Annotated in this window: 25 protein-coding genes; 12 read left to right on the top strand and 13 right to left on the bottom strand. The window is 39.9% G+C overall.

From position 1 onward, the window contains the following. Nucleotides 1-115 precede the first annotated feature (115 nt). Nucleotides 116-532 carry a hypothetical protein gene (locus PTET_RS08910; RefSeq protein WP_013465115.1) on the top strand — a complete coding sequence of 139 codons (417 nt, stop codon included), beginning with the start codon at nt 116-118 and terminating at the stop codon, nt 530-532. A gap of 340 nt (nt 533-872) precedes the next feature. Here the strand turns inward: PTET_RS08910 and PTET_RS08905 are convergent, their stop codons facing one another. Beyond that, complete coding sequence (locus PTET_RS08905; RefSeq protein ID WP_096038499.1) at nt 873-1,271, bottom strand: hypothetical protein; 399 nt, start codon at nt 1,269-1,271, stop codon at nt 873-875. Nucleotides 1,272-1,452: 181 nt separating this feature from the next. Here PTET_RS08905 and PTET_RS08900 point away from each other — a divergent pair, with 181 nt between their 5' ends. Further along, nucleotides 1,453-1,956: an Mpo1 family 2-hydroxy fatty acid dioxygenase gene (locus PTET_RS08900; RefSeq protein ID WP_096038498.1), complete on the top strand. Its 504-nt coding sequence runs from the start codon at nt 1,453-1,455 to the stop codon at nt 1,954-1,956. A gap of 25 nt (nt 1,957-1,981) precedes the next feature. Then, a complete protein-coding gene (locus tag PTET_RS08895; protein ID WP_096038497.1) occupies nt 1,982-2,773 on the top strand; it encodes an SDR family oxidoreductase in 792 nt (263 codons plus the stop codon). 155 nt (nt 2,774-2,928) lie between these two features. On the opposite strand, the gene PTET_RS08890 is transcribed toward PTET_RS08895, so the two are convergent. The 3 genes from PTET_RS08890 to PTET_RS08880 form a co-directional block, all read right to left on the bottom strand. Beyond that, nucleotides 2,929-3,474, bottom strand: coding sequence for a DUF7010 family protein (locus PTET_RS08890; protein WP_024603118.1), 546 nt, complete (start codon nt 3,472-3,474; stop codon nt 2,929-2,931). 296 nt (nt 3,475-3,770) lie between these two features. Further along, a complete protein-coding gene (locus PTET_RS08885; protein WP_010390276.1) occupies nt 3,771-3,950 on the bottom strand; it encodes a DUF6435 family protein in 180 nt (59 codons plus the stop codon). 92 nt (nt 3,951-4,042) lie between these two features. Then, nucleotides 4,043-5,203: a PQQ-dependent sugar dehydrogenase gene (locus tag PTET_RS08880; protein ID WP_096038496.1), complete on the bottom strand. Its 1,161-nt coding sequence runs from the start codon at nt 5,201-5,203 to the stop codon at nt 4,043-4,045. A gap of 366 nt (nt 5,204-5,569) precedes the next feature. Between PTET_RS08880 and PTET_RS08875 the strand changes: the two genes are divergently transcribed. The 3 genes from PTET_RS08875 (at nt 5,570) to PTET_RS08865 (ending at nt 8,889) form a co-directional block, all read left to right on the top strand. Next, nucleotides 5,570-6,613, top strand: a complete 1,044-nt coding sequence (locus PTET_RS08875) for a flavin reductase family protein (protein WP_096038495.1) — start codon at nt 5,570-5,572, stop codon at nt 6,611-6,613. Next, a complete protein-coding gene (locus tag PTET_RS08870) occupies nt 6,610-7,662 on the top strand; it encodes a fatty acid desaturase family protein (RefSeq protein ID WP_036954487.1) in 1,053 nt (350 codons plus the stop codon). The genes PTET_RS08875 and PTET_RS08870 overlap by 4 nt, the downstream gene beginning before the upstream one ends. A 225-nt stretch (nt 7,663-7,887) precedes the next feature. Beyond that, entirely contained in the window at nt 7,888-8,889 is a 1,002-nt protein-coding gene (locus tag PTET_RS08865; protein ID WP_288369064.1) for a branched-chain amino acid aminotransferase, read from the top strand. A gap of 62 nt (nt 8,890-8,951) precedes the next feature. Here the strand turns inward: PTET_RS08865 and PTET_RS08860 are convergent, their stop codons facing one another. Both PTET_RS08860 and PTET_RS08855 read right to left on the bottom strand, forming a co-directional pair. Beyond that, on the bottom strand, nt 8,952-11,507 hold the full coding sequence (locus tag PTET_RS08860; protein ID WP_096038494.1) for a TonB-dependent receptor plug domain-containing protein: 2,556 nt from the start codon (nt 11,505-11,507) through the stop codon (nt 8,952-8,954). 177 nt (nt 11,508-11,684) lie between these two features. Next, a complete protein-coding gene (locus tag PTET_RS08855; RefSeq protein ID WP_013465102.1) occupies nt 11,685-11,996 on the bottom strand; it encodes a DUF962 domain-containing protein in 312 nt (103 codons plus the stop codon). 157 nt (nt 11,997-12,153) lie between these two features. Between PTET_RS08855 and PTET_RS08850 the strand changes: the two genes are divergently transcribed. After that, entirely contained in the window at nt 12,154-14,310 is a 2,157-nt protein-coding gene (locus tag PTET_RS08850; RefSeq protein WP_096038493.1) for a prolyl oligopeptidase family serine peptidase, read from the top strand. Between the two features lie 68 nt (nt 14,311-14,378). On the opposite strand, the gene PTET_RS08845 is transcribed toward PTET_RS08850, so the two are convergent. Further along, nucleotides 14,379-15,671 (bottom strand): anti-phage deoxyguanosine triphosphatase, encoded by a 1,293-nt coding sequence (locus PTET_RS08845; protein WP_096038492.1) that lies wholly within the window; start codon nt 15,669-15,671, stop codon nt 14,379-14,381. A 181-nt stretch (nt 15,672-15,852) separates the two neighbouring features. Between PTET_RS08845 and PTET_RS08840 the strand changes: the two genes are divergently transcribed. Together PTET_RS08840 and PTET_RS08835 are read left to right on the top strand one after the other, a co-directional pair. Then, a complete protein-coding gene (locus PTET_RS08840; protein WP_013465099.1) occupies nt 15,853-16,662 on the top strand; it encodes a glucosaminidase domain-containing protein in 810 nt (269 codons plus the stop codon). Beyond that, complete coding sequence (locus PTET_RS08835) at nt 16,655-17,323, top strand: DUF2987 domain-containing protein (protein ID WP_016900395.1); 669 nt, start codon at nt 16,655-16,657, stop codon at nt 17,321-17,323. The genes PTET_RS08840 and PTET_RS08835 overlap by 8 nt, the downstream gene beginning before the upstream one ends. 63 nt (nt 17,324-17,386) lie before the next feature. Here the strand turns inward: PTET_RS08835 and PTET_RS08830 are convergent, their stop codons facing one another. Next, nucleotides 17,387-18,565 carry a GGDEF domain-containing protein gene (locus PTET_RS08830; protein WP_096038491.1) on the bottom strand — a complete coding sequence of 393 codons (1,179 nt, stop codon included), beginning with the start codon at nt 18,563-18,565 and terminating at the stop codon, nt 17,387-17,389. 135 nt (nt 18,566-18,700) lie between these two features. Next, complete coding sequence (locus tag PTET_RS08825) at nt 18,701-19,591, bottom strand: TIGR01777 family oxidoreductase (protein ID WP_036954506.1); 891 nt, start codon at nt 19,589-19,591, stop codon at nt 18,701-18,703. A 168-nt stretch (nt 19,592-19,759) separates the two neighbouring features. Here PTET_RS08825 and PTET_RS08820 point away from each other — a divergent pair, with 168 nt between their 5' ends. Further along, complete coding sequence (locus tag PTET_RS08820) at nt 19,760-20,803, top strand: AI-2E family transporter (RefSeq protein WP_013465095.1); 1,044 nt, start codon at nt 19,760-19,762, stop codon at nt 20,801-20,803. A 39-nt stretch (nt 20,804-20,842) separates the two neighbouring features. Here PTET_RS08820 and PTET_RS08815 read toward each other — a convergent pair whose 3' ends face one another. Next, nucleotides 20,843-21,925 (bottom strand): flavin monoamine oxidase family protein, encoded by a 1,083-nt coding sequence (locus PTET_RS08815; RefSeq protein ID WP_096038490.1) that lies wholly within the window; start codon nt 21,923-21,925, stop codon nt 20,843-20,845. Between the two features lie 297 nt (nt 21,926-22,222). On the opposite strand from PTET_RS08815, the gene PTET_RS08810 reads away from it, so the two are divergent. Together PTET_RS08810 and PTET_RS08800 are read left to right on the top strand one after the other, a co-directional pair. After that, the gene (locus PTET_RS08810) at nt 22,223-22,567 is read left to right on the top strand and encodes a VOC family protein (protein ID WP_036954510.1); all 345 of its coding nucleotides are present in this window, start codon (nt 22,223-22,225) and stop codon (nt 22,565-22,567) included. A 1,447-nt stretch (nt 22,568-24,014) separates the two neighbouring features. Further along, nucleotides 24,015-24,365, top strand: a complete 351-nt coding sequence (locus PTET_RS08800) for a VOC family protein (RefSeq protein ID WP_013465093.1) — start codon at nt 24,015-24,017, stop codon at nt 24,363-24,365. Nucleotides 24,366-24,486: 121 nt separating this feature from the next. Here the strand turns inward: PTET_RS08800 and PTET_RS08795 are convergent, their stop codons facing one another. Genes PTET_RS08795 through PTET_RS08785 form a run of 3 tightly spaced genes read right to left on the bottom strand, consistent with a single transcriptional unit; the run spans nt 24,487 to nt 26,892 of the window. Then, nucleotides 24,487-24,900: a hypothetical protein gene (locus tag PTET_RS08795; protein ID WP_096038489.1), complete on the bottom strand. Its 414-nt coding sequence runs from the start codon at nt 24,898-24,900 to the stop codon at nt 24,487-24,489. Next, nucleotides 24,887-26,224, bottom strand: coding sequence for an ATP-binding protein (locus tag PTET_RS08790; protein WP_036954518.1), 1,338 nt, complete (start codon nt 26,222-26,224; stop codon nt 24,887-24,889). Before PTET_RS08790 ends, PTET_RS08795 begins: the two co-directional genes overlap by 14 nt. After that, nucleotides 26,218-26,892 carry a response regulator transcription factor gene (locus PTET_RS08785; RefSeq protein ID WP_008109187.1) on the bottom strand — a complete coding sequence of 225 codons (675 nt, stop codon included), beginning with the start codon at nt 26,890-26,892 and terminating at the stop codon, nt 26,218-26,220. The genes PTET_RS08790 and PTET_RS08785 overlap by 7 nt, the downstream gene beginning before the upstream one ends.

Genomic DNA, 26,892 nt, shown 5'->3' with positions numbered 1-26,892 from the left:
CGAAGCGAATAACAAATATAAGTTGGTATTAAAGTTGCTGTAGTTATTCACATACAAGTATCTAAGTGAAAATAGTTAAAGATAGATATTTTAACGCAAAAATGGATTTGAGCTGATGACATCAATAACCTTTAAAAATCAATATAGTACTTATGTTAGTACAATAAATAAACCGGCAAAAGCTGACGAAGTAGCGGCAACTTCTGGCCCTGCGGCAACAGCTAAAACCAGCGATAGCGAACAAACGCAAATCGCAAGCGCTAAGCCACAAGACAAAAGCTTTTTAGAAAATGCGCAAGAGGCGCTTATCTATCAACGATTAGGAGTTGATAAAGAAAAAATTGCTGAGTTAAAAGCAGCAATCGAAGCATTGGCAGAAAAACTTCAAGAGCAAGGTGCTGATATAGACACCATTAAAGAGCAGCTTGCAGAGTTACAAAAAATGCTGGAGCAAGAATACGAAAAAGGCACTGATCGAATGGCCATGCAACCTACGCATGAAAAAGGCAAGCTTGTAACCGCGTTAGCTTAGATAACGACACGTTGCAAGCTCATTTACTCCTGACTTTAAATAGATTTTAAGTGAATTATGCACAAAGAGGGCAAAGAGACGCTGCGCTTTTAGAGCAGTGATCTAAAGCATACTTTTTATGGCTTCTCATTTTCTCCTCATTCAATTCTCTCAGTTCATACTGTTTTTTATGATCAATTTACAAAGAGGGCGAAGAGACGCTGTGCTTTTAAAGTAAGTGGCTGAAATAAATAAATTTTTCTACTCATTTATTCCTCATTCATTTCTATCAGTTTAAATTATTTTTAAGTGATTAATACACAAAGAGAGCGAAGAGACGCTGCGCTTTTAGAGCAGTGATCTAAACCATAACTTTCATCTGCAACCAAAAAACCAAGCTTGGGCATATAAAAAGTATCAACATGCCTACACTAAGCAAGTTGCCTTTAAAGAGATTAAAGTCATCAAAAATTCTCTGCCACTTATATTTAAATAAATACCTACCCACAAAAATATCTAAACTAAGCATTATTATTAGCCACATTAAGCCTAATTTAAAACAATCTAGGTAATTTTTAGGGGCAACCCATGGCAGGGCTAACCAAGCTATAGCAAAAATAATGGCGATGCCTGAGAGTAAACTAAGTGTTTTAGCGCGTCGTTGCCCATATAATTGATGCAGAACTCGCACCCGAATGTTGCCATTAATTATCTCGCCTAAAGCAAGTAATAAGCCTATGGCTAGAGCTTTTAATAACATGATGATTTCCTTATATTACAAGGGCCAACAGTTAAACATTTATTTTAAATAGTTTACATCAATACCCAATTAGAGAGCCATTAGTTAGCCTTTTAATTTATAACCATCGGTATTTGTTGTTATTGTGCGCACTTTTTTATAAGGTGAACTTTGCTTATAAAAATAACAACGGGATCAACCTATGAAAACTCTACAACAACAACTTGGCCAGTATGGCTTGTATCATCGTTCAAAGCGTAACGTATTAACTCACTTTTTTGGTATTCCACTGATTGTATTTGCGGCATTGTGCTTACTGGCGCGTGTTGAAATTACTCTAGGGAGTTTTAATGTCGATGGGGCGCAGCTTTTTGTCCTTGCCAGTGTGGTTTACTATTTTATGCTGAGCTTTTCGCTAGGTTTAATCATGGGCATCATTTTTACTTTATTGTTAGTGGCAGCGCAGCCTATCGCCGCAATGCCCTTTACGTCTTGGCTGACGATTGGTGTGGGTGTGTTTGTATTTGGCTGGGTGTTACAGTTTATTGGTCATTATTTTGAAGGCAAAAAGCCCGCCTTTGTTGATGATTTAGTGGGTTTAATTATTGGCCCTTTGTATGTCACCGCAGAGCTGTTATTTTTAATGGGCTTTTATAAAAATTTAGAACAGCAAGTTAATGAAATAGCGGGCCCAACTAAAGCATAATCAGTCAAAGACTATAAGGTAAACCATGGATTATAACAATAAAACAGTATGGATCACCGGTGCATCATCAGGTATTGGTGAAGAGCTTGCAAAACAATTTGCAGAGCAAGGTGCGAAGGTTATTTTATCAGCGCGTAACGTTGATAAACTCAACGAGATAAAAGAACAGTTAAAAGGGCAAGGGCATCGGGTAATACCGCTTGATTTATCAAAGCCCGAAATCGTACTGCAGGATGTATCAGCGCAAATAGATAGCTTAGGCCCGATTGATATTTTAATTAATAACGGCGGAATTTCGCAGCGTAGTTTATTTTTAGAAAACGACTTTAAAGTGTACCGCCAACTCATGGAAGTAAATTACTTTGGTTTAATTGCACTCACTAAAGCAGTGCTACCTTCAATGGTGGCGCGAAAAAGTGGTTCTGTAGTGGCTATTAGTAGCGTGGCAGGCAAAGTGGGCTCTAAGTTTAGAACGGGTTATTCAGGCAGTAAATACGCTGTAGTAGGCTTTATGGATTGCTTACGCGCCGAAGTCGCGCAGCACAATATACATTGCTTAACTATTTGCCCCGGCTCCATTAAAACGGCTATTGCCCATAACTCATTAAACGAGCAGGGAGAGGCACAAAATAAGCCTGAACCCTCTATAGAAAATGGTATGAACGTTAATGTGGCTGCGTCAAAAATGATCACCGCAATTTACAATAAAAAAGACGAAGTAGTGGTTGGCCAAGGGTTAAGTGGTTGGGCACCGTTTATAAAACGGTTTTTCCCTAGTTTATTTAATCGCTTAACCGCCAAGGTAGAATATAAATAGCCTGAGAATTAGTGGACTGTTAGCAAAAATTTAAGTTAAATTTGTGCTGACAGTGTACTTCTATTTTTTAAATAATGGAGACGTTAAAGTTAATGATGCATAGTGTTAAGCTAAGAGTATCTTTATCTGTAACTTTCCTTTTAGATAACAATTCGCTACGAGGCTTTTACTGCTGACTCTTTTGATTTATTGAAGATCACAATAGAAAATATAACTTCTGTTATGCCGCCAACAAAAGCACCAATGACGAAGTTAGCATTTAATAATATACAAACTACTCCCGCTAGCATAAGCACAGCACCTAAAAGCCAATAAACTTTTGCACCATATAAAGTATTAAAAATTAAATAACGCACACCCATTGCCAACAGCATTATTGGATAAAACCATTGCAGATGCAGCTTAGAAACATAGAAGGCGAGGAAAAAACCAACAAATAAAATAACGGTACTTTCTAAAGCAAGTTTGCCTAATGGGTTTGTGGAGTCATGTTGTCCAGGGCGCTTAAGTACTTTTGATAGCAACATAGCCAGCGGGTGTATAAACATACCACCAATAAACAGGGTAAGCATACTCGCTTTAGTTGAATACAGTACTGCAATTAAACCAGCAAAACACCAAACTAACCCAGAAATAACAACACCTGTTGCGCCACCAAAATAGGCGAGATCCATGTCTTTTTGTGCTTGCTTAAATTCCATAAATACCCCGTGACCTAAAAGTGGATATCCCTCAAACAGAGGAAAGTAATTATTGGTTAATAATTCCACTAATTAACTTTAATGTAAACAACTGATTATGCGAGAAATAAAATGGCTTTTGAGTGTCGCACCAATAGGGCTGTAATAACGTGATGGGGGAAATGCAAAGTGAACTTATAAGAAGTGTATTTAATTTTACTTAGTTGGGTAAATGTTTATCGAAGTTATTTAGTCGGGGAAATAAAAACCCCGCACTGTTAATGCGGGGGATAGGTTTAAACTTATTTAGTTTAATGTTACTTGGCCTTTTTTGCTTCGAGCGCTTCTATTTCATTCCAAATTTTTTCAGCCTCGTCGGTTAACATAGCGTAGCTTTTTATATCGCCTTTTCTTTGCGCTTGCATGCCTTGTTCTAATTTTGCGTCGTATTCTTTACGTAATTTTTTGATTGGATCTGGCTTTAAAAATGAAAACATCAACACCCTCGTTGTTTATTAGCTAGTTACATTAACAATACGCAGTGAAGACGCAAAAAGTTTGCTGTTACTGTAATTAGCGTATTAAAAGATTATTGTGGGTCAAGGCGCATAATGCCTTGGCCGTCCAATCCTAAGTAAATAGTGCCATCATCACCTTGTGCTAGACTGCGAATACGACCAATGCCTTCCAGTAATTTACTTTGTTTAACGACATTGTCATCTGCTATTTCAAGTACGCTAATAAACGCGTATTTCATTGAAGCGAGTAAAAATTTTCCTTTAAGCTCAGGATACTTGTCACCTTTTACGAGCAGCATGTCTGAAGGAGCAATAGAGGGTGTCCATTGTAATGTGGGCGCTTGCATGCCTGATTTTTCAGTTAAATCGGTAAACGAGGTGCCACTGTAGTTAATACCATAGCTTACCACTGGCCAGCCGTAGTTAGTTTTAGGCTTAATCATATTAAGCTCATCGCCGCCACGGGGGCCGTGTTCGTGTGCCCAAAATACATTATTTTCACCATCGAACCACATGCCTTGTGGGTTACGATGCCCGTAAGACCAAATCGCTGATTTTGCGTCTTTTTGTTTTACAAATGGGTTGTCGGTTGGAATTTTACCATCGTCGTGTAAACGATAAATTTTACCGCCATCGCGGCTTAAATCTTGTGGGTTAATATCTCGCGAGCCGCGATCGCCAATCGAAAAATACACATAATTTTGGTTATCAAACACAATACGGCTGCCGTAGTGCTGGCCTTTTTTAGAATTATGCTCGCCTTTGTATAATTGTTGTGGCTCGCGTAATTGGCTGTGATCGTTACTTAATTTTGCGCGCATAAGTGCGGTGTTACTGCCAGCACCGTCACCTTCACTGCTTGAGTAAGTGATATACAGCCATTGATTATTAGCAAAATCAGGATGCAGCTCTAAATCAAGTAGGCCGCCTTGGCCGTTGGCATCAATTTTAGGTAGCCCAGAAATTTTAGTTAAGCTGGTGGTATTTTTACGCAATAAATATAAGGTGCCACTGCGCTCGGTTATTAATAAATCACCGTTTGGTAGAGCCTCAATAGCCCAGGGAATAGAAATCCCTTGGGCAACAGTGACCGGTTTTACATTAAGCGCTAATTTATCCAGTTCTTTAAAATCAACTGCATGAGCACTAAGGCTGGTAAGCGCCGAAAATGCCAATGCACAACTGGCTGTGGCGAGTGTAGAAAATTTTTTACGCGTTGTTACTTTGTTCATAATGGCTTCCAAAATTAACTAAATTTTAACTACCTTAGCACGCTATTGATCACAGTGTTAAGTATTTGGGATGAATGAAATTGCACGCTATTTAACCGCTTTAATGTTGGTTTTTAGCTTAATGAGCTTGTTTATGTCCCTCAGGTGTTTAACTAACTTTACGGGTATAGGAATTAAAGACCGCTTTAAAAAAATTGAATAATTACTCTATTAGGGTTGAAATTTAAAAATTCGAGCGTACACTTGTGCGCTGAAAGTTGAGCTTACACGTGTAGGCTCAAATATTTAAAGCCCAGCACATGTGTTTGCTTGAATTCGCTTAACACAAAGTGATGGGTAGTCGATTTAAGTAGAGAATTAATAACCATGCTAACTTCGGTATTAGACCAATTTTCAAAATGGTTTTTACACCATCAAAGCTTTGCCGCTTACATAGAGCCTTTAATACAGGTCGTTAAACCTGCATGGCGAGCCGGCTTTTTTCGTGCGCAAATTGTTGATGTACACGCGTTGAGTGGTCAGTTTTTAAGTGTAACGCTTAAACCCAATAAACAGTGGCGCGCCCACATTGCGGGCCAGTATATTAGTTTAACGCTTGAGCTCAACGGGCGTTTGCTTACCCGTGTATTTACGATTGCTTGCAGCCCCGCGCAATACAAAGCAACCGGATTGCTGCGAGTTTTAATTAAAACCAATGAGCAAGGACGTTTTACAGCTCAGTTGCAAAGCACATTAAAGGCGCCGTCGTGGTGTAATATTTCTGCGCCAAGTGGCGACTTTGTATTTAAAAGCTGGCATAAAGCCAGCACCTTTGTTGCTGGTGGCTCGGGTATTACACCTATGCTGGCAATGCTTAGCCAGCAATTAGCAAATACTCAGCACACTATCAAATTACTGTATTTTGCAAAAGCTAATGAGCACCAATGCGTTGAAGAACTTGCCGCATTAGCAGAGCGTTATGCGCATTTTTCTTACTTGTTACTCACTCGCGATATGAGCCCGCAATTAACTACGCATATAAACATCGATGACAATCCTGATATTTACTGCTGTGGGCCAGCAGCGTTTATGCAAAAAATTGCACATTTTGCAAACCAGCATCATTTAACCTATTACCAAGAAGCCTTTGGCCTTGCATTGCCAAGCTTAAATGATGACAGTCAATTTACTGTAAAAATTAATAATGATCACCACGACGTAGCAGCGAATGAGGTGTTGTTAACTCAGTTTGAGGCAAAAAAACTACCTGTGCAGCGAGGGTGTGGGATTGGTATTTGTCATCAATGCCAGTGCATTAAAAAAACGGGCGTGGTGCGCAATTTAAAAACCGGTGAGTTATCAGATAACGGCGAGCAGTTAATTCAACTGTGTGTTAGCCAAGCGGTCAGTGATTTGGAGTTACAGCTATGACAACCATAAATTATCAACAATTAGCCGAAGATTTAGATGGCATAAAAATGTCGACGTTTGCCAAAGTAGGGCAAAAGGATGCTAATTATATACGCTCTATTGTCCGCAAGCAGCGACTGTGCGAAATAGGTGGGCGCATTTTATTAATGCTTGGTTTTGTACAGCCTTTATTGTGGGTGGCGGGTGTGTTGTTACTGGCTTTGGCTAAAATTCTCGACAACATGGAAATTGGCCACAATGTAATGCATGGTCAATACGATTGGATGAACGACAAACAGCTTAATTCAAAAACATACGAGTGGGATATAGCCTGCGACGGCCAAAGTTGGAACCGAGTACACAATTTTGAGCACCATACTTACACTAATATTATTGGCAAAGACCGCGATTTTGGTTATGGCTTATTAAGATTAAGTAATGACTTTAAATGGCGTTTAAAAAATACTTGGCAGTTTATTACCTATTTAAATTTAAGTGTGCTATTTCAGTGGGGCGTGTCGTACCATGAGCTGGCGGGTGAGCGTGTGTTTATAGGTAAAAAGAAGCCAAACCGCAAAGGGGCTGTAGCGCATAGTACGTTAAAAAAACGCTTTTTTAGTAAAGGGGCGCGCCAATTAATTAAAGACTATGTGCTGTTTCCACTTTTAGCGGGGCCTCTGTTTTTATGGGTGCTAAGCGGTAACTTATTGGCGAACCTAATTCGTAATTTATGGACATCAACCATTATTTTTTGTGGCCATTTTACCGAGCAAACGCATACCTTTTACGAGCAAGATTGTGAAAACGAAAGCCAGGGTCAGTGGTATTATCGCCAAGCGCTTGGGTCGTCAAACATTAAAGGGGCGCGTTGGTTTCATATTTTAACGGGGCATTTAAGTTTTCAAATTGAACACCACTTATTTCCTGATATGCCATCGTCACGCTACCAAGAAATAGCACCACAAGTGCAAGCTGCTTTACAAAAGCAGGGCATTGCATACAACACCGGCGGTTTTTTTCACCAATATACCTCGGTGTTAAAACGTATATTTCGTTATTCATTTAAATAGAGGTTAATAAAATAGCCGCTACTATAATGTATGCATTAAATAATCAGCTAGCCTTAAATTGTTAGCTGATTATTGCATTAAAGAGTTAGCAAGTGCTTTTTTGATTAAATAATCATCAGTACATGCAAAAAATTCGTCTAATTAATTTAAAAACAGCCTGTTTTGCTATGGTTAAATAGTAGCGGGTTGTCATACAATGGAGAAAAATAGACCACACAAGAGAGAATAAAAATGGCCGCATTTGGTACTGTGTTTATGCCGCAGATGATTCAAGCTAAGTTTTCTGACAATCAGTGGGGCGAAAGCTCAATTGTTCCTTGCGATAAGCTTGAGTTGCATGCAGGTGCACACGTTCTTCATTATTCAAGTACATGTTTTGAAGGTTTAAAAGCCTTTCGCCATGAAGATGGTTCGGTAAATATTTTTAGAATGGATGCAAATATTGCGCGTATGCAGCAAAGTTCTGAATTATTAAGTTTACCAGCGGTTGATGGCGAGATGCTAAAAACAATGATCATCGATATTGTTCGTGAATACGCCGATGAAACGCCGCTTCCTCCTGGTTCTATGTATATTCGCCCAACCCACATTGGTACTGAAGCTGCCATTGGCAAAGCGGCTGCGCCTTCAATGAGCTCATTGCTTTATACGTTATTATCGCCAGTGGGTGACTACTTTTCAGGTGGTGCTACCGCGTTACGTGTTTTATTAGAAGAAGACGGCATGCGCTGTGCCCCGCATATGGGTATGATTAAAAGCGGTGGTAACTATGCTAGCGCGCTTGGCCCAATATCAGCAGCGCGCACTAAATATAAAGCCGACCAAATTTTATTTTGCCCAGGTGGCGATGTGCAAGAAACCGGCGCGGCCAACTTCATATTAATTGATGGCAACGAAATCATTACTAAAGCACTCGACAGCACCTTTTTACATGGTGTTACTCGTAATAGTATTTTAACCATTGCGAAAGATTTAGGAATGACGGTAAGCGAGCGTAACTTTACCGTAACTGAGCTTTTAGAGCGTGCAGCAAAACCAGGCACTGAAGCAGCACTTTCAGGCACTGCAGCAGTATTAACACCAGTAGGTACGTTTATCCATAACGATAAAGAATACAAAGTGGGTAATGGTGAACCAGGACCAACAACAGCACGTTTACGCCAAGCATTGAACGATATTCAATGGGGTAAAAGTGAAGATACACACGGTTGGTTAACTAAAATCTAATCGGGTTCAAATTCATTAAAAAGCCACACTAAATAGTGTGGCTTTTTGTTTTTAGCTGCAGCTTAAAATTTCATTTCAACTTTGCCGTAAACATAGCGGCCATTAAAACCAAATGGCGAAAAGCCCGAGTAAGAGAACAAACGAGAGAAAGTGGTTACATCGCTCACTAAATCCCGAGTTGGATCTGGGTATACATCAAACACATTATTCGCGCCTAAGCTCAGAGTAATGTTGTTATTAAGTGCATAAGCAACATCTAAGTCGGTGATCCACTTTGGCTTGAGCACTTCGTTACGCTCTGGAATTTCTGATGGGTCTTGTGTTTCACCATAGCGAGTGCTGCGAAGTGTGGTACGCCATTCGTTTAGTGTCCATGTAGCGCTTAGGTTGTATTTGTTACGCGGGGTACTTACTTCAAAACGACGCAGTTCATTACCCGAGAACAAATTATCTTGTTCAACACCTACGCTTTGTAGCTCAGCGGGTGGGGCAATAATATTAGTCACTTCGTTTTTGCCGTAGTTATAGCCTAAATTAAATGCTACATCACCGTAGTTATCGGTCATTAGGTTGTAAGAGGCAACCACATCAACGCCACGGGTTTTGCTATCAATCGCGTTTAAGAAAAACCGCCCTTGGTTAGCTCCAGTGCCCTCAAGTAAGCTTGCTACACCTGCACCCGACAGGTTATTTGATAACACAATACGGTCATCAATTAATATTTGGTAATAATCCACAGATAAGCTGAAATTAAAGTCGGTTGACCAGGTAAAACCTACCCCGTAGTTGGTGGCTTCTTCTGCATCTAAGCCCGGTGATCCCAATGCAACGGCTACATCACTACTTGGGGCAAACGTCCCTGTTTGTGTTGGAATACCATCAACAAACACGGTGGCCACTGAAGTAAAATATTGCTGTTGCAGAGAGGGCGCTCTAAAGCCGGTTGATACAGAGCCGCGTAATGCTAAATCTTCTGTTAGCGTATAACGTGTGGCAATTTTACCATTAAGCGTATCGCCAAAATCAGAGTAGTCTTCGTAACGCGCAGCGACGGCAACGTTCCAGTTATCTGTAATAAAGGCTTCTAAATCAATGTAAAGGCTAACATTATGGCGGCTGTTATCACCCGCAGACTCAGGTGTGAAACCTGGGAATACTTGCGAACCTGCAGAGCCAAATGGGCCATTAACTGGGTCGGTTACTGCGCCACCAGGGCCAAAAGTGCCTTGTGCGTATGAGGCTTCTTCGCCTGCCTGAATTTCGTAGCCTTCACGACGATACTCAGCGCCCACTGCGACGTTAATTCCGCTAGCTAAAAAGTCTGCATCAATCTCGCGGCTAAAATCAAGATTAATAGTCAGCTGATCGTAGGTAAGTGTACCGGCATCAAAACTGGTTTGACTGCTAGGTCCATATGAGGTGTTTAAGCTATCAATAACACCAAAGTTAAAGGCATCTTGGCCGTATACAGCAGAAGCGTCGTAATTCCATTCATTAGCAAAACCTTTTACGCCAAGTGCTAATGAAAAATCGTCAATATCTGAGGTGATCACCGGTAAAAAGCCATCAGGATAAATATCTGTTACGTTACGGCTGTCTTGTGCGCGACGATAAAAACCACCGCCTTCGCCTTCACGCTTGCTGTAAGAGCCAAACGAGTAAAGCTCGGCATCGTTAGTTAACTGATAACCGGCATTATAAAACAGCGCGAAGTCTTCAACGGTGCCATTACCAAAGTTATGATTGTAACGATCCCATGTGAACTCACGCGGATCAAGAGAGCCATCAGGTAGGCGGGCGTAATTTTCGCGCTGGTCATAATCAGAGCGATTCGTTGAGCTACGGTCGCGATATTCAGTAGAAATACTTAAAAAGCCGTTATCGCCCAATTCAAACCCCATATTACCTTGCAGGGTTAAGGTGTGGCCGTCGGTAAGCGAACGGTCGCTGCCTTCATTAAAGGCTAAGTTGCCATTGGCATCTTCAGAAACGGATTCTAGTTGAGGCACACCCTGCATTTCGGTGATGTTTGCTCCATATACAGCACCTAGGCTGCCGCCACTGCTATTACTTTTAAGGACAATATTAATCACACCGGCAATGGCGTCTGAGCCATATTGCGCAGCGGCACCATCGCGCAATACTTCTATTCGCTCAATGGCATTGGCTGGAATAGCGTTTAAATCAACCGATGATGACCCACGACCGGTTGAACCATTTAAATTAAGCAGTGCATTACTATGGCGACGTTTACCATTTACGAGCACTAAGGTGTGATCAGGTGCTAAGCCACGCAGTTGAGCGGGGCGCACATGGTCGCTGCCATCGGTGATTGATGGCTGAGGGAAATTAAAGCTTGGTAATAAAGTGCTCAGTAGTGCATTGGTTTCAGTTTGCCCTGAACTTTTTAGGGCATCACCGCTAATGATATCAATCGGAACTGGGCTGTCTTCAACTGTGCGGCCGAGTCGGCGAGAGCCAATTACACTAATTTGTTCAATATTTTCTTCTGCTTGTGTTTCTTGCTGTGCGGCATTTACCGACCACGAGCCAAGTAGTGCAGCGGCAACACTGAGTGTAATGGTTTTTTTTGCTGTAAATAGCTGTTTTAGTTGCATGATTAGTTTCCCTCATTCAATGCTCTACAGGTAATTCAATTGTTAATGAACTAATTGAAATTTCTGTTGTCAAGGTAGACCATTTTTACAACCAAGGTCAATTGAATTACATTCAATCTACAATTTATTTACAGCAGCAGGTGGACTATTTGAGTAGCCTGTAGCGTAAGTCGCCATTTACCATTTAATTTTACCTGTGAGCATATCTTTAAACATTACCCAATCGCCCCATAAACTATATAACGGGTGCTTAAATGTAGCAGGGCGGTTTTTTTCAAAAAAGAAATGCCCAACCCACGCAAAGCCATAACCAATCACTGGTAATAACCATAACAACATAAGTTGTGAGCTAAAAAACGCATAACCTGCCAGTAACAGTACTAAACTACTGCCTATAAAATGCAATCTACGGCAGGTTTGATTACGATGCTCTTTTAAGTAATAAGGGTAAAAGCGTTTAAAGCTTTTAAAGGATTGGGTTTCTGTCATTACTTAGCCTATTGGTGTTTAAACGTTGTTCATTAATGTATTTAAGCGTAACTAAGCGCAGGTTAACAGCGATAAATGACGTTTACCGCATCTTAATAGACAAAAGCAGGAAAAGTTAATAACTTAGAGTGATTATCAACAAGGAAATAAAATAACAATGCTAAAAAAAACACTTACCTGTGCGGTTGTAATCGCACTTGCGGGTTGTTCACAACCTGCAGAAAACACCTCTCAAAATGAAGTAAAAACAGCAATGAAAGCAGTTAACTCTCTAGATTACCCTGAAACTAAAAAAGGCACAGTGGTTGACACTTACTTTGGTGAAAATGTGGCTGATCCGTATCGTTGGTTAGAAGATGATATGAGTGATGAAACGGCTCAATGGGTTAAAACACAAAATAACCTAACCTTTTCATATTTAGAGCAAATACCGTACAGAGATACGTTAAAGCAGCGCCTTGAAAAGTTAATGAACTACGAAAAAATCAGCGCGCCGTTCACCGAAGGTGATTACACCTATTTTTACAAAAATGATGGCCTGCAAAATCAGTACGTTTTATACCGCAGTAAAGACGGCGGCGAGGCTGAGATTTTCTTAGATCCTAATACCTTTAGTGAAGATGGTACCACTTCAATGTCGGGCTTATCATTTTCAGAAGATGGCTCATTGTTAGCATACCAAATATCGGAAGGTGGCAGTGATTGGCGTAAAATCATTGTTATAGACACCGAAACCAAAGAGCAAGTAGAGCAAGCACTGGTTGATGTTAAATTTAGTGGCGTAAGTTGGTTGGCAAATGATGGTTTTTATTATTCAAGCTACGATAAGCCAGAGGGCAGTGAGCTTTCTGCAAAAACTGATCAACATAAAGTGTACTACCATAAATTAGGCCAAGCCCAAAGCGAGGATACGCTAGTATTTGGCGATACCGCTGAGCAAAAACACCGTTATGTAGGCGCCAAAGCGACCAAAGATGGCCGTTATTTGTTTATTAGTGCTAGCGTATCGACCTCAGGCAATAAGTTATTTATTAAAGATTTAACTAAGCCAGATAGCGAGTTTGTTACCGTAGTGGGTAATACCGACTCTGATACCAGTGTGATTGATAACGAAGGCAGCAAGCTATTTTTGGTTACTAACTTAAATGCTCCGAATAAAAAAGTAGTGACGGTTGATGCAAGCAACCCGCAACCTGAAAACTGGCAAGACTTTATTCCAGAAACCGAAAACGTACTTAATGTAACGCTTGGCGGAAATACGTTTTTTGCCAACTACATGGTTGATGCTATTTCTAAAGTGAAACAGTACAACAAAAAAGGCGAATTGATCCGCGAAATTAGCTTACCAGGTGTTGGTACAGCGAGTGGCTTTGGCGGTAAAAAAGAGCAAACTACGCTTTATTACTCATTTACTAACTACAAAACACCTGGCACGACTTACAGTTTTGACGTACAAAGTGGTGAGTCTAAAGTATATCGTAAGTCAGGGATTGATTTTAATAGCGACAACTACACCTCTGAGCAAGTATTTTATACCTCTAAAGATGGCACTAAAGTACCGATGATTATTACTTACAAAAGTGATATTAAATTAGACGGTAGCAACCCAACTATTTTATATGGCTATGGTGGCTTTAATATAAGCTTAACACCTCGCTTTAGCTCTACAACAGCGGCTTGGCTTGAGCAAGGCGGCGTATACGCAGTGGCAAACATTCGTGGTGGCGGTGAGTATGGTAAAGAGTGGCATAAAGCGGGTACGCAATTGCAAAAGCAAAACGTATTTGACGACTTTATTGCCGCCGCACAATACTTACAAGATAAAAAATACACCTCTAAAAAGCGCCTAGCACTGCGAGGTGGTTCAAACGGCGGGTTATTAGTCGGTGCCGTAATGACCCAGCGACCTGACTTATTTCAAGTGGCGCTACCTGCGGTAGGTGTACTGGATATGCTGCGTTATCATACTTTTACAGCGGGCGCTGGCTGGGCATACGATTACGGTACTAGCGACCAAAGTAAAGAAATGTTTGATTACTTAAAAGGCTACTCGCCAATTCATAATGTAAAAGCAGGGGTTGAATATCCGGCGACTATGATCACTACAGGCGATCATGATGACCGCGTTGTACCGTCGCATTCATTTAAATTTGCAGCAGAGCTTCAAGCGAACCAAGCGGGCACTAATCCAACGCTTATTCGTATTGAAACCAATGCAGGCCACGGTGCGGGTACGCCAACAAGTAAAATTATTGACCTTTATGCCGACATGTACGGTTTTACGCTTTACAACATGGGCATTAAATCACTTTAATGTGACTTTATAAGCTAACGAAAAGCCGAGTTACTTAAATGACTCGGCTTTTTTTTATGCTCACTACTTTATTGTATGGGAGAGAACAACCGTTGATAAGTTTTATAAGCGTATTCGTCACTCATACCGCTTAAGTAGTCACAAATAATTCGCATGCCTTGATGGTGTTTTTCGGCTTCTAGGTAAAGTGCTTGCGTGGTTTCGGGTAATAACCGCATTGGATCGCTGGCAAATGCGGTAAACAGTTCAATAAGCAGGTTCTGCCCTTTAAATTCTATTTGTTGCATTTGTGGATCGCGTATCAAGCGTTGAAATACAAAATGTTTAAGTATTTGTAATACGTTTTCGTATTGCTGATCTAATTTAGCGGTGTGCTTTAAAATAGGGCATTCAAAGGCATCGTTTTGTATGTCTAAATGAATATGAATAATAAAGGTATTTACTAATTCACCAATGGCATCTTTGCGTTCATGTTCGTGCCTTGAAAATAATCGCTCTGTAAGTGATTTAAGTAGCGTATTTAACCAATCATAGTTGAGTGCTTGTAAGTGCGGCAATGCATGGGTTAACCAATCGTCTAGGCTTAACACATCGGTGGCTATGGCATCTTCAAGGTCGTGTACGGCATAGGCAATGTCATCAGCCAGTTCCATAATGGCACTATCGAGAGATTTATAGCGTGTTTTAGCTCGGTATGAATCTACAATATTTTGGCTGGTTAATAATGCTTTATCATTTTGACTCAGTGGTTCAATGATCCAATTAAATATAGGTGCATCGTCATTGTAAATACCTTTAGCAGGTCGCCAGTCGTCGGCTTTTATAAACGCGCGTTGTTTATCTACTTTGGGAATGTTGTACCACAACTGATCGATAAAACCAGGGTACTTTATAAACCCTAATAATGTGCGCCTTGTTAAGTTCATGCCATAGCCATTACTATAAGGCTCTAGTTTGGCGACTATTCGTAGCGTTTGTGCGTTACCTTCAAACCCGCCATGATCACGCATCATGTAGTTAAGTGCAATTTCTCCGCCGTGCCCAAAGGGGGGATGGCCGATGTCGTGCGCTAAACATAAGGTTTCGAGTAATCCGGTTGATGGAAAATGTTCAAAACGAGGGTGCTGGGCTTTTAAGTGACGTAATATGCCCGTGCCTATTTGCGATACTTCTAAAGAATGGGTAAGACGTGTGCGATAAAAGTCATTTAAACCAATACCCATTATTTGAGTTTTGGCTTGAAGGCGTCTAAATGCTGCAGCATGAATAATTCGAGAGCGGTCTATTTGCCAAGGAGAGCGGTTATCGTTTGGGCGGTGCTTATATTGTTCAATTATTCTATTTTGCCACTGTTTATCCATGTCACAACCTATCTCTATATCTACGACTTTAACGCTTAGTATATTATAAATAACTCACAATAGGCGTATGAATTTTATTCAGTTGTTCGGTATTCGCGTTTATAAAGTGGCTTAGGTATAATGAGTGTTCGTATGTATGTGACTACACCATACATAACTTAGAGTTTAATTGAGATAATACATGTTAAAAACTATTTTTCAGTTGTTGTTAGCCGCCCTTGTTATTTGGGCACTTACTCATCCATTTATACAAACTGATGAGTTTGTTTCAGATGAACAAACACGTGCTGACGACATTAAAAAAGAAAAGAAGAAAGAAAAACCATTGCACAATGTTAAGTTGCCAAAATTCTCAGAATACACCGATGTAAAAGAGAAAAAGCATGCGTTTTTTAACTTCATTAAGCCCCATGTAGAAGCCGAAAACAAAAAGATTTTACAGCAACGTGCAAACATTGAAATTGCGCGCATGATGCTAGAACACGACGAGCCGTTAAGTAAAAAACAAGCGAGCGATATTAAAAAAATACTTAAATTATACCGCTTACCTGAAACCTTAGACACGCTTACACTAACTCAAGCGCTGCGCCGTGTAGATATTATTCCTAAAGAACTTGCCCTAATGCAAGCTGCTAATGAGTCGGCATGGGGTACCTCACGCTTTGCCCGAATAGGCTTAAACTTTTTTGGCCAATGGTGCTACAAAAAAGGCTGTGGCATGGTGCCAAGAAGACGTAATAATGAAGCCGAGCATGAAGTGGCTGCATTTAAATCGGTTCGCGCTGCTGTAACGTCATATTTTAGAAATATTAATACGCATAATGCCTATAAACAATTACGCAGTATACGTGAAGATTTACGCGCACAGCAAAAGCCAATTAAGGCGACTAAGCTAACCCTTGGGCTGATGTCCTACTCAGAGCGTGGTGAAGCGTATATTGAAGAGCTAAATACGATGATCAATCAAAACCGAGCGTACTTTGATGAATAAACCAGTATTAAAATTAGTTACGACTATAGCGACCTGCTTTTTAGCAATAGCGGCAAATAACACCTATGCTAAAGAGTTTGTTATGTCGTATGACGGTTTTTACGACCGTTTAAAAGTAGTAAACAAAGGCGATTTTCAGTACGCCCGCGTAAACTTTTATATTAGCGATATTGGTACTAACGAAGTATGTAGTATCAAAAGCGGGACTATTTTAACTGAAAAAAATGAGTACCCGCTTAATTACACTGACAAAGCGCAACTGTTATTACCGTATGATAAGCAGCTCGATACTGACAAAGCGGTGATTGTGGTTCAGCCTAAAAATCCGATTCATGATTGTCAGTTAAAGCTCCAAATAGAGGCCAACGAGCTAGAAGGGCTAACCTTTTCAAAGCAATCATTATTAACCATTAATAATGAGCTTGAAGCGCTTTTAACAGACTTGTCGGGCTTTTTTGTTAGCAAACTAATGTGGTTTTTACTGCCTGAGCAAAAAGGGGTGGTTGTTACTTTTAATGCGCCTAAACAATTTGATGATGAGCGCATAACATGCGAAGAATCAGTATGTTATTTTGAAGTAACAGACAGCTGGCAAAACGACACAAAAGTATTGGCTGATATAAACGAGGTAGTTAAAGTAACGCCTTGGATCAGTAAGTAATAAAATTAATTGGTTTGATTATAAAGCGGGGTCAGGTTTGACCCCGCTTTTTTTATTGCTAAATTAAATAATGGCAGAGTGGCTATTCATGAGCGCGCTTTTTTCATCATGAGTAACAACTTTATTTCGGCCCGTTTCTTTAGCAAGGTAAAGGCGTTTATCAGCTTGCAATAGCAGCTCTTGCATATTTAAATCGCGAATAAGTGCGCTACTTACTCCAGCACTAACAGACAGTGCAATACTATTACCGTTAAAATAAAAGGGATATTGATCAATACTTCTGCATAGCTTTTGGGCTAACTGCCTTGCTTGAGTAAGATTTTTTTGATTAAGGAAAATAGCAAACTCTTCTCCGCCAATTCGAGCGGTAATGCCTGCTTCAAAAAACAATTCGTTAATATGTTGTGCAATCCACTTTATTGCTTCGTCGCCAGTTTCATGACCATATCGGTCGTTCACTTGTTTAAAAAGATCGATATCGAGCATAATTAACGACACTCTGCTGTTAAGTGGTGCAGTGTGGGTTATTTTTTTACACAGGCGGAAAAAGCCTCGCCTGTTTAATAATTGTGTGAGCGGATCGTGATTAGCTAAGTTTATTAGTTTTGATTCTTCATTGGCAAAAGCAATAAACGGCAGAATTAACGCACTGGCTGTGGTTAAAAATAAATGCGAGACCAATAATAGTTGTAACCCTGCGGCTAAGTTCGCCTGACTAATTTGGCTAAAGTAGGGTAAAACAAGGAGTACAACTTGCAACAGCATTACTACACTGTGTAGTGAAAAGCAGGCAATTAGTAGTCGTTGCTGTACTTTAGCAACACTGGGGGTTTTGATCATTAAATAGGCCGCGTAGCTAAATAGTACGGTAGTAATGATACTGGTAATAATTTGTCCCGCATCAATGAGATACACAGCAAGTAGCAATGTGCAACATATAGCACAAGCATAATATAAAGGCGTTAGCTTCACTGCAGGCACCGTACTTTGTGGTATTAACCCTAAAATAAGCAGGAGTGGGGTTAAAATAATAAATAGGTAAGCAAAAAAGTAAGTTAAAAGTGGATAGTCAATCACTCCTCTCAAACCAATCAGGGCAATAGCGGTTATAAACGAGCAGCAGGCAGTAGCAAAAAATAAAAAGCTAGGTTGTTTTTTATATGAATACACTGAAAAAAAGAACACTGCAATAAACAAGTTAAGAATAAAACAGAGGCTAATTAATGTGGGTAAATGAAGCATGTTTTAGTTGCTCTTTTAGCTGAATAAGAAATAACGCTTAACTCATTATTAGGTAGTAACACTAAAATAGCAAGGGAGTAAAAAGTATTAACTTTATACTCCCTTGCTACAAACTTAACCCTTTAAGGTCAGTCGTTAAACTAAACTTTTTAATGCGGCATCGATTTCAGAAAAGTGAAAACGGTAATTATTTTCTAATGCTTTTTTAGGCACCACAAATTGGCCGGTTGTGAGTAGATCTGCCATTTCTCCCATTAAAACATTGAGCACAGCTGCAGGCATGGGCATAAAGGCAGGGCGTGACAATGCTTTACCCAATGATTGGCTAAATTGTTTATTGCTTACCGGATGCGGGGCAGTGGCATTTACAGCACCAGAGATATCTTGATTACGAATCAAAAATAAAATGAGCTGCACCATGTCATCAATGTGGATCCACGACATACCTTGCTCGCCATTGCCAATTGGCCCGCCTAAACAAAGCTTAAATGCAGGCAACATTTTTCCAAGTGCGCCGCCTTTTTTAGCCAGTACAATGCCTGTGCGAAGTAAGCAAACACGAGTATCGTCAGACTCAGCTTTTAATGCAGCGAGTTCCCAATCCCTGCAAAGTTGGTGACTAAATTCATCGTGTGGTTCTGTGTTGTTTTCATCAACTTGGGTTTTACCTTGGCGACCATAATAGCCTATTGCACTGCCTGAAATAAACGTATGTGGCGGTGTATGACACTGATTAATTGCATCGCTTATGGCTTGGGTAATAATAATTCGGCTATCGCGTATTTTTGCTTTTTGTTTATCACTCCAGCGTTTATTAACGATAGGTTCGCCGGCTAAATTAATGACAATATCGACCGTATTAAAATCGACATCGTCTAAGCTGCTAACAGCATTTACTCTGTGGCCTAACAAAACTTTAGCTTTGGTTGGGTTTCTACTTAGTACCGTAATGTCGTGGTGGTGCAACAAGAAAGGGCAAAGGTGCCTACCAATTAAGCCCGTGGCGCCTGTAAAAAATATATGCATTGCAACTCCAAAATTATAAATAAAGCGGGATGTTTAAAATTTATACTCCCCAGCTCAACGATTTGCAAATTTATACGTACTAATCATTATTATGATCACCCATAAATATTTCATTCTATTGGGTTTTGCCTTACACTGAAGCCAAATAACAGCAATAGGATAAGAGTATTGGCAAGTTTAACTGGGGTAAATAAAAGCTTAATTATTTTTGCAGCGTTGGTTATTGTATTGGCGGGCATTAAAGCCGCAAGTGCTATTGTTATTCCGTTTATTTTGGCAGCATTCATCGCCATTATTTGTAGCCCACTCATTAATTTTTTTGCTCGCTACCGTATTCCAAAAGGCATAGCGGTGGTGCTTGTGGTGCTTATTATTATGGGCTTAGGTGTTAGCTTAGGCGGTTTAGTGGGGCAGTCGGTTAATGACTTTTCAAAGCAGTTACCTGAATACAAAGCACAGTTAAAAGAAGAATTTGTATGGCTGGTTGATATGGCGTCGCAATACAATATATTAATTAATAAAGAACAAATTTTGTCTATGTTCGACCCCGGTAAAATGGTTGATGTTGCCACCAATATGTTAACCGGCTTAGGTAGCGTAATGGCCAATATGTTTTTAATTATTTTAACGGTTGTTTTTATGCTGTTTGAAGGGCCCATACTTGGTAAAAAAATACATTTAGCACTAGACGACCCCGATAGTAAAATTAAGCAAATTGACCGCTTTTTAGACTCTATCAACTCTTATTTGGCTATTAAAACCCTAGTAAGTTTAGCCACCGGTGTAATTGCTGGTTTTTACTTATGGATACTCGATGTTGATTACTTTGTACTTTGGGGCGTACTGGCATTTATGCTTAATTACATTCCTAACATTGGTTCAATCATAGCGGCTGTTCCAGCACTGTTACTGGCGCTTATTACTCAAGGTCCTTTAGTGGCAGGCCTCGTTGGTGCGGGTTATTTAACTATAAATACCGTAATGGGTAATATTGTAGAGCCTAAATACATGGGTAAAGGGTTAGGGCTCTCTACGTTAGTGGTATTTTTATCGTTAATATTTTGGGGTTGGCTATTAGGCTCTGTGGGAATGTTGTTATCGGTGCCGTTAACTATGATTGTAAAAATAGCGCTAGAAGCCAGTGACGAAGGGCGTTGGTTAGCCACTATGCTTGGCACAGGTGAAGAAACCGTCATTAAATCAGAAGACTAATACCTTACAAAGGCGTGCCTAAGCACGCCTTTAACATTATTAAGTATTTATTAAATTAGCTAAGGCGCTATCTACGGCGTTTATAGCCCCCTCTAAATAGCCAGCCTCCTGCTTTGCAAACTCACTGCCCACAAAATGCACTTTTAACTGTTTGAGTTGCTCGCTAAGCCCTGAAAAATTAAATTCAGGATGCTGCGATACACCTAGTTGGTCATCTTTGTTGGCCACAAATTCATCCTCAGCCCAATCTTTTAAAATGCAATCAGTGGCAGTATAAGCCTGCTCACCATAAAAATAGCCAAGCTGATCAAGGCAGGCTTGGGTTAATTGCTCGCGAGTTACTTGACTTCGCTGTAAGTAAGGCACGCCAATAAAGCCAAATAGAGCAGGGTGAGCATGATCACTTGCTGACGCATCATGTATTTCTACTAACGGGCCAACACGGCTAAAACATTGCCCAGATAAGTTTTTATCTCGCCAAAAAGCGTGCTCAAAGGTGGCAACAAATTTTGCTTGGCCAGCCATCCACGTCGGCACCGACGTTAAACGCTGAGTTAAAACATTATCAGCCCATAAATGCGGGGTTAAATGCTGGCCGATCATTCTAGGGGGTAACGCAAACAGTAACTGATCGCAAGTAAAGTGCTGCGTACTCCCTTGGTAATTAGCGCTTATATGCCAGCCATCGGAGAGCTTTTTTACTTCGCTAACAGCGTGCTCTAATTTAACGGTGTTTGGGTCAAGCTGCTGATAAAGCGCATTAATAAGCTGGGTCATGCCGTTTTGTATTCTAAATAGCTGCATTTCACCCGCCCCTGCAATTTGCTGGGCAGGGGCAGTATGCGATGCTTGATACAACACATCGCCTTGGGTGTATTGCTCAAACACAGGGATGTTTAAAGCAGCAACTAACTGTTGAATATTAGGCTGGTGCGGAAATATCCAGGTAGGGCCCAAATCATGGCCAATGATGTTGTTAGTTGCCAAAAAGTGAGAGGCAATTCGGCCACCCAAATTGGCTTTGGCTTCTAATAATAAAAACGGAATATTTCGCTTTTTTAGGTTGTAAGCGGCATATAAGCCCGCTAAGCCACCACCAATAATAACCACAGGTTTATGCATTTTAAAATCACTTTAGCTAAATCAATCTACTGGTAGGTAGTTTGTGGTTTTTATGCAGATTTGTCAAAACGTTTTATGGGCTGAGTGAGTAAGCTTTAGTGTGCACTCATACTCAGGAAAATGAGCGACGCGCGTATAGTATGCTAATTAGCACTACTTAAAAGAATAAAACTTAATGATAGCAATGTGTTAGCTAATTTGTTAAAACTATATGTAGTAGAAAAAATAAGCGCAGCGCTGGTAGAGATATACGCGAGTCGCGCAATATAAAATTGTTAGCTGCTTTTGGAAAGAATCATGGATGTAATAGATATAAAAACATTTATCCCAAGTAAGGACTTCGAAATTTCAAAGTCTTTCTACTTGGAAATTGGATTTAAATCAGAGTACGTAACCGACGATCTCACACTTTTTGAAAACGGTGATTGTCTTTTCTTTTTGCAGCGCTTTTACAATGAAGATTTTGCCAAAAATTTTATGTTGCAAATCTGCGTTTCAGACATCTACGAAGCATATGAGTTATGCTCTAAATCCGAACACAAAACAAAGATTACCCCAATCCAACAAGAAGCTTGGGGTAAGATCTTTTATTTATGGGGGCCAGTGGGTGAACTGTTGCATATCACGCAGCTGAGCAGCTAACAAAACGCTGTTGTGGCTCCATTTGGTCGCTGGGACGCTAACACGTGGGTTGACTCGCTTCGCTCGGATTTTAGCCCATGAGCTTATTATTCAATAAAAATAATGTAGACACCCAATTTAAAACAAAAAATAGAAAACACCCATTAAAAGTGTTGATATTTTATAGACTTAAACAATCTTTGTTAATCTTTCTATGCAGTGCGGCAAGACATTACAAACAGCAACCGTCCCCATGATCGTTTATGATGCAAATCAAATTTAAGTACAAGTAGTTCTGTTTCAATGGAGATGAAGAGTGATATTAGTTTTGTTTTTTATGTTTATATCTTTTTTTAGATGTTGTTATCTTTACTTCATCTTAGTTAAGTTAAAAAGAAATAGAGCAACGGCTATCAGGATCGATATTGTAATATTATTGGTGCAAGTATACGTGGCAGTCTGTATTGAAAACTCGACTTATTTTTTATCGGATTCTGGGTTTGTTTTTGTTCTCATCGCAATGGTTGAAAGTATGGTGCTCAGGAAGAAATCATTAGATTAGTAGCAAGATCGTTCCTAATTTTTCAGAAGCTGAAGTAATTTCACTTAAGTCTCAGACGACTAAGGCAATATTTAAACATAGTGTGGTTGGCAGTAATTAAATTTCCGCACTTGTTCTGTTAACTTAAAACGACATTGATGCCACTAAAGTTAACCAAGAAAATTAAACTATAAAACTTTTTAAAAGATAAAAATGACAGGACTAATTTATCAGTGAGAATGATTGATAGAGTTTATGTCTGAAAATAATCCTTTTATGAAGAACAATTAACAACAGAGTAAAGTTGATGCATGTTTCGCTAAAGCCAGTATTCGTTAATAGGATAAGATGAGTGAGGGAATATACATTCAGTTAGTTGCTATTCTGGCAGCTTTAGGCTGGACCTTTTTACAGGTTTGTTGCCTGTTTATCGCTACACAATGTGTTTTTGGAATTGTGAATTTGGGATCTAATAGCTCAAGTATTCGTGAGAAAATATTACTGCATGCTGTTACGGGAGCTTTTTACTCTTTGTTTATTCTGCCATTTATTTCGTTAGGGATGTTTTACTTTGCCACGATTAATATTCAAGGCTGGTATGAGCTCAAACCGTCAATTTGGGTTTTTGTAACTTGGTGCGTCGGGTTGTTTATGTTCTTTTTTTTCATATCCTTAACGGAATGGTTGTGCGATCTAGTGAAAATAAACAAAAGAAACGTATGAATAACGATAATTAATATTAAATCAGCCCTTAATTTTGTACTTTCAAATGCTTTCTAAGTGGGTTTTATTCAGTATAAATTATAAATAGTGTCTAAGCGCATTCTTATTAAACTTTATCAGCTGTTTATGCTTTTGCTGCTATCTTTATTTATTACTAGTTCAAGTCGCAAATAATACAAACTAGAATAAGGGTAAAAAACTAAAATGACTCAAAATAATAAAATTAACTATATTGAAATTCCTGCACAAAATATTGCAGCTACAAAGGCTTTCTTCAGTACGGTGTTTGGCTGGTCATTTGTAGATTATGGCCCAGAATATTGTAGTTTTACCGCGCAAGGGGTTGATGGTGGTTTCTTTAAATCTGATTTAGTTGTTTCTACTAAAAACGGAAGCCCGTTAATTGTGTTATACAGTAATGACCTTGAAGCGACTCAAAATAAAATTGAAAAAGCTGGAGGCAAAATAATTAAGCCTACATTTTCATTTCCCGGTGGTAGACGATTTCACTTTAGCGACCCTAATGGAAATGAATTTGCGGTATGGTCAGAGTAATCACATAACAAAGTATAAAAACTAACAAAAATGCAGCCTTTGAGGCTGCACTTTTTAAAACACTAATAAACTGAACTCTAAATTACCAAGCCACAGCACACATCGCTTACCTATGAGCTAATTAAAGAGCCGTTTTAAGCTGCTGAATAAATTGCTCGGTCATGGCTATTTCACATTCTTTGTAGGTAACAACGGCTTGTTGTGCATTAGGTTGTTTTAGCATGTAGCGCCATTGGCAACTTCTTTGAATGTAATTGTCTTTAGCGTTAATACTTAGTTTAAATAATGACAAAATTTGGGTGTTGCCGGTTTCGCTTTCTAATGCAGATAGTTCAAAGGTACGCTTTTGGATCCAGCTATCTTGTTCTTGCTGTACTCTATTTAATTTGGCATCTAAACATTGTGTATATGCTTTGATTTGTACGGGTAGGGCGTTTTTTTCAAGTGTGCATTCAAGCGGCGCTGCAACGCTTGGAACAGCCCAAGAAAATAACAGAGCTAGAGTAAAACAAAGAATATAGTTATTTTTTTTCATGGTAATTAAACTCGAGAATAAATTTTGCGCCGCCCAAACTTTGCGACTGAGAAATAGTTAACAACCCGTGATACGACTTCACCAAGTCAGATACAATCGCCATGCCAACACCATGGCCACTCTCGTAAGTATCAAGGCGCGTACCGCGTTGAAGCAATGACTCGCGTTTATCTGGTTGAATACCCGGGCCGTCATCACAAATACTAATGCTGAGCGTTTTAGCTTGTGAAACGTCAATACTGACTTGGGAGCGACAGGCTTTGCAGGCATTATCTATTAAGTTACCTAATAACTCCATTAAATCGGTTTTATCGCCTAAAAAGTAATCTTTATCACTCACTTTGCAATTAAATATGATGTCTTTATCGCGATAAACCTTACCCATTGCACTTAAGATAGAGTCGATAACCGGTTTGATGGGGGTTTGCTTTTTCCATGTATCGGAAGCCCCAGTAGCAGCACGTTTTAATTGGTGCTCGATCATCACATTAATTCGGTCGAGTTGTTCTTGTGCGTCGGCATCGTTGGCCAGTGGGCTTGATTTTAATACAGCTAGGGGCGTTTTAAGTGCATGTGCTAAATCGCTGAGTGAGGCGCGGTAGCGCTCTTTTTGGCGCTGCTGCGACTCTAACAATAGGTTGAGGTCGGCTTTTATTGTTTGTAGTTCAACGGGGTATAAGCCTTTAATTTCTTGAATATCGCCTGATTCAATAGCTTTTATTTCTTTATCTAGGCGCTGCAGCGGCCTTGCACTCCAAATAAAACCAATAGCCATTAACCCTGCTATAGCAATCCCCATTATAAACATCCAATCGACTAAGGTTTGTTTAAACCCGTCCATTAAACGCAGTAGGGCATCGTTGCGTTTTAATAAAATAAATCGTGCTTGCTCTGATTGGTCAATATTATTAAGAATGACCGTTAAGCTTAACTGCCAATAGGCGGTGTTGTTATAAACCACGCGTCTAAAGTCTGCAGCACCGGCTTTGGGCTCTATATATTGGGGAACAAAGTTAACGTTAACCGCCGACTCAGAATGCCAAATAGGCACATCGTCACGGTAAATCATGGCGTAGGTGTCTGAGTTTAGGTTATTGAGTTCGGGCGTTAAGATAGAGCTGGGCATGATAATACCGCGCTCGGTAAAATCAACCTCGGAGATGAGTGAATACAGGTGCGCTTCGAGGTTTTTTTCGGTGGCATCAACAAGTGACGCGTAATACGCCTTACCTATGGAGTAAAACAAAATAGGTAAGGCAACTAATAAAACAAAGACAAGGATAAATCCTTGCCTTATTTTTAACGAAATTTGCGGTGCTACCACTGGCTTTTAAGCCTGTAACCACGCCCACGTAGTGTTTCGACTGGGTTAAGCACACCGTCAGGGTCGAGCTTTTTACGTAAACGCAATACAAACACTTCAATGACGTTTGAATCAAGATCGAAATCTTGGTCATAAATATGTTCTGTTAACTCAGACTTTGAAATTACTTTTTGCGGGTTAACCATTAAGTATTCAAGTACTTTATATTCGTATGCGGTTAAGCTTAGCTCTTTGTCGTTTACCCACACTTGTTGTGAACGCGTATGAATTTTGATAGGGCCGGCTGTCATTTCTGGGTTTGCTTTACCTGCACTTCGACGAATAAGCGCATTACAGCGAGCAATGAGTTCTTCAACATGAAATGGCTTAGTTAGGTAGTCGTCAGCGCCCGCATCGAGGCCTTCAACTTTGTCTTGCCAGCGATCGCGCGCCGTTAAAATTAAAATAGGGATAGTGATCCCTTGGGCGCGGGCTTTGTTTATAAGCTCTATGCCATCTATTTTAGGCAGGCCTAAATCAACCACTGCCATGTCTAAAGGGTATTCTGTTATATGAAAAAGGCCCGCTTCGCCATCGTGACATAAATCAACACTGTAACGCTCTTTTTCTAATGCATTGCGCAGATTATCTGCCAAATGTAAATCATCTTCTATTACTAAAATTCGCAT

It is taken from the genome of Pseudoalteromonas tetraodonis, assembly GCF_002310835.1.
Taxonomy (GTDB): Bacteria; Pseudomonadota; Gammaproteobacteria; order Enterobacterales; family Alteromonadaceae; genus Pseudoalteromonas; species Pseudoalteromonas tetraodonis.
The sequence above is the reverse complement of the archived record's forward strand: the minus strand, read 5'-3'. Positions and strand labels throughout refer to the sequence as shown.